This window comes from Ruminococcus sp. (assembly GCF_016283395.1).
This window is the reverse complement of sequence record NZ_JAEEMU010000027.1, coordinates 1-3,559: the sequence shown is the minus strand read 5'-3', so window position 1 is coordinate 3,559 and position 3,559 is coordinate 1. Positions and strand designations below refer to the sequence as shown.

4 protein-coding genes are annotated in these 3,559 nt (G+C 45.2%); 3 read left to right on the top strand and 1 reads right to left on the bottom strand.

Translation table 11 applies throughout. The annotated features are described in order from the left end of the window. The 3 genes from QZZ41_RS00535 to QZZ41_RS00525 all read left to right on the top strand — a co-directional run. Positions 1 to 192: peptidylprolyl isomerase (locus tag QZZ41_RS00535; RefSeq protein WP_295066691.1), on the top strand; the 192-nt coding region annotated here is incomplete at its 5' end. 115 nt (positions 193 to 307) lie between these two features. After that, a complete protein-coding gene (locus QZZ41_RS00530; protein ID WP_295066689.1) occupies positions 308 to 1,612 on the top strand; it encodes a UDP-N-acetylglucosamine 1-carboxyvinyltransferase in 1,305 nt (434 codons plus the stop codon). A 65-nt stretch (positions 1,613 to 1,677) separates the two neighbouring features. Then, positions 1,678 to 3,021, top strand: coding sequence for an MATE family efflux transporter (locus tag QZZ41_RS00525; protein WP_295066687.1), 1,344 nt, complete (start codon positions 1,678 to 1,680; stop codon positions 3,019 to 3,021). A 56-nt stretch (positions 3,022 to 3,077) separates the two neighbouring features. Here the strand turns inward: QZZ41_RS00525 and QZZ41_RS00520 are convergent. Further along, a partial coding sequence (locus tag QZZ41_RS00520) for a TetR/AcrR family transcriptional regulator (protein WP_295066685.1) occupies positions 3,078 to 3,559 on the bottom strand: 482 nt, incomplete at its 5' end.

Genomic DNA, 3,559 nt, shown 5'->3' with positions numbered 1-3,559 from the left:
GGTCTGCCCTGGTTCGACGGAAGCTATACCATCTTTGGTCAGGTCTTCGACGGTCTCGATGTTGTCTTCGATATTCAGGACACAGCAGTCGATGAGTATTACAAGCCCCAGAAGGACGTTGTCATCGAAAAGATGACTGTTACTCAGTACAGCGGGGAAGAAGTCCGCTGGGATATTTCCGATTATAAATGATGATCTTTAAGCAAAGGCTTAATAATTAATATGTTCGGCGTCTTATGCCGAGGAACAAAAGAAAGAAATTCGGGAGCAGATACAAATAACCCGAAAAACTAAGGAGAGAATATATTTGGATAAGTTTGTTATTAAAGGCGGAAGACGCCTTGAGGGTGAGGTAACTATCAGCGGTGCTAAGAATGCGGCTGTAGCTATTCTTCCTGCAGTAATTCTTTCAGATGAACCATGCGTTATAGAAAATGTTCCTTATATCAGCGATGTAAGGATATGTATCCATATCCTTGAGGAAATGGGCGCAGAGGTAACCAACATCGGCAAGGATGCTTACAGAATAGATCCTACAAAGATCAGCAAATTCTGTGTTCCTTATGAGTATGCAAGAAAAATGCGTGCTTCATATTACTTCCTCGGTGCTCTTCTGGGCAAATTCAATAAAGCAAGAGTTTCCATGCCGGGCGGATGTCCTCTCGGAGACAGACCTATAGATCAGCACTTAAAGGCTTTCACAGCCCTCGGTGCAAAGCATACTCTCAGTCAGGGCATGATAGATCTTACTGCTGACAAGCTCAGCGGCAATCAGATCTTCTTTGATGTCGTAACAGTCGGAGCTACTATGAATGCAATGCTGGCTGCTGTAAAGGCTGAGGGACTTACAATAATCGAAAATGCAGCTAAGGAGCCTCATATCGTTGATCTTGCAAACTTCCTCAACTCAATGGGTGCAAACATCATGGGTGCAGGTACCGATGTTATCAAGATCAGAGGTGTTGAGCATCTTCACGGCACTACTTATGCAGTTATCCCCGATCAGATAGAAGCAGGTACATTTATGGTTGCAGTTGCTGCAACAAAGGGCGATGTTCTTATCAAGAACGTTATCCCCAAGCATCTTGAATCCATTACAAAGAAGCTTGAGAAGATCGGCGTTAATATCGAACAGTTCGATGACAGTATAAGAGTATGGGTAGACGGTCCGTTGGTAAAGACAAACGTCAAGACAGCTCCTCATCCGGGATTCCCTACAGATATGCAGTCTCAGATAGCTACTCTTCTGTGTCTTGCAGAGGGTACGAGCATTATCACCGAGAATATCTGGGAGCAGCGTTTCCGCTATGTGGACGAGCTCAGAAGAATGGGCGCAGATATCACAGTAAACGGCAAGGTAGCTCTTATAGAGGGCACAGGCAAGCTTATGGGAGCTCCCGTAAAGGCTTGTGACCTGAGAGCAGGCGCAGCACTTATCATTGCAGGACTTGCTGCAAGCGGCGTTACCGAGATCGAGGATATCTACCATATCGAGAGAGGTTATGACTGCATGGAAGGCAAGCTCAGAGCTCTTGGTGCAGATATCGAAAAGGTAAGCGTTCCCGATAAGGCAGAAGAAACAAAGTCCGACAGCAAAAAGGCTGCGGTTTAACAAGAAATTACGGCTGCTGCACAAAAGTGCGGCAGCTTTTTTCGCCCTATAAGAAAAGGAGATTTATGCAGGATAATAAAGGATTATACAAAAAATTATTTACTATAGTAGCGCCCATAGCCTTCCAGTATCTGATGATGTCGCTGGTATCGGCTTCGGACGCTTTTATGCTGGGCTTTCTTGACCAGGACTCGCTTTCTGCTTCATCGCTTGCAGGACAGATAGCCTTTGTCTACAGCCTGTTTTTCGGTGCATTCGTGGCTGGCTGCAACGTTATCGCAGCGCAGTACTGGGGGAAAAAGGACATACATACTGTTGAGGAGGTCCTTGCCATAACCATGCGCTATTCGCTGCTTATAGGCGCAATATTCACACTGGCGGCGCTGTTTATACCGCAGCAGATAATGCGGATATTCACATCTGAAAGACACCTTATACGTCTTGGTGCTGTTTACCTGCGATATGTGGCGTTTTCGTATGTGCTTGCAGGCTTTTCACAGGCTTACTTCGGCATTATGAAGATATGTGACCGCGCAGGACTAAGCTCGCTTGTCGGAAGCCTTGCGGTAATTCTCAATATACTTCTCAACGCCTGTTTTATATTCGGACTTGGATTTTTCCCGAAAATGGGTATTGCAGGTGCGGCTATAGCTACAGTTGCGGCAAGAGCATTTGAGTGTATATTTATACTTGTGGTAATGCTAAAGGGAAAATGTCCCATGCTGAGGATAAAGGCGATGTTACATACGAAAGATCCTCTGCTTCATAAGGATTATATCCGCTATACCATGCCGCTTTTGCTCAATCAGCTTGGCTGGGGCGGCGGAGTAACTATGTACTCAGTTATCATGGGCAGGCTTGGCACAGATGCTGTAGCTGCAAACTCCATAGCAAGCATCGTTCGCTGTATAATAGCAAGCCTTTGCTGGGGCATCGCAGCAGGTGTAGGTATCGTACTTGGCGGTATGCTGGGCAGGAACGAGATCGAAGAAGCTAAAAAGGCAGGCGGTAAATTCGTGCGGCTGTCTATTCTCATAGGCGTAGGTTCGGGAGTAGTTATACTTGCGTTAACGCCTGTTATACTTAAAGTCATAAACCTCAATGATCAGGCGCAGTATTACCTGAAATATATGATGTTCATGGCGGCTTACTATATCATCGGAAATTCCCTTAACTCAACTATTATAGGCGGAATGTTCCCCGCAGGCGGTGATACGCGGTTCGGTATGATATGCGATATCGTAACGCTGTGGTGCGTGGTAGTGCCAATGGGCGCTATCGCTGCCTTTGTGCTGAAACTGCCTGTACTTGCGGTGGCGTTCATACTCACGCTGGACGAGTTCGTGAAAATACCTGCTGTATATAAGCATTACATGAAGTATAAGTGGGTAAAGAATATCACACGTTAAATATCCCTAAAGTATTGAAACTCCCCATTACTGTTTATTCGGTAATGGGGAGTTTTTTATGTTCTTATTTCGTGCTGGGAGATTATAAGTCTTATGGAATTGTAGAGATAAGGCTTCAATTCCGCTATAGTACAGGGCTCCTTGTAGAGTATAGCCGAATAGCAGGTGGAGCTTACAAGCTCAATTATCATAAAGAGCATTATCTCGGGATCGCGGAAATCATAGGGAGCTTCATTCAGCATATTGTAATACACTGTTGAAAAGTCTACGTCTTTATCCGATGCAGGGGAAGTGATGGCGCTTTTGAATATGCCCCAGCTCAGGTTCTTGGATATGAATGTGAGAAGTGACTGGTCGTTATTGAGCTGATTGATGATATTGTCGATGATCCTTATGAGCTTGTCCTCGAAAGAAAGGTCGTTAAGCTCGTCGCCAAGCTCGTCCAGAGCGGTCAGGAACAGCTGACTTGACTTGTGAGATACAAGCTTGTTCCTGATATCATACTTATCCTTGAAATACAGGTAAAAAGTACCCTTTG

What these genes read in the sequence shown, in the direction of transcription:
- QZZ41_RS00525 (WP_295066687.1), top strand. Translation starts at nt 1,678, where the DNA reads ATGCAGGATAATAAAGGATTATACAAAAAATTATTTACTATAGTAGCG.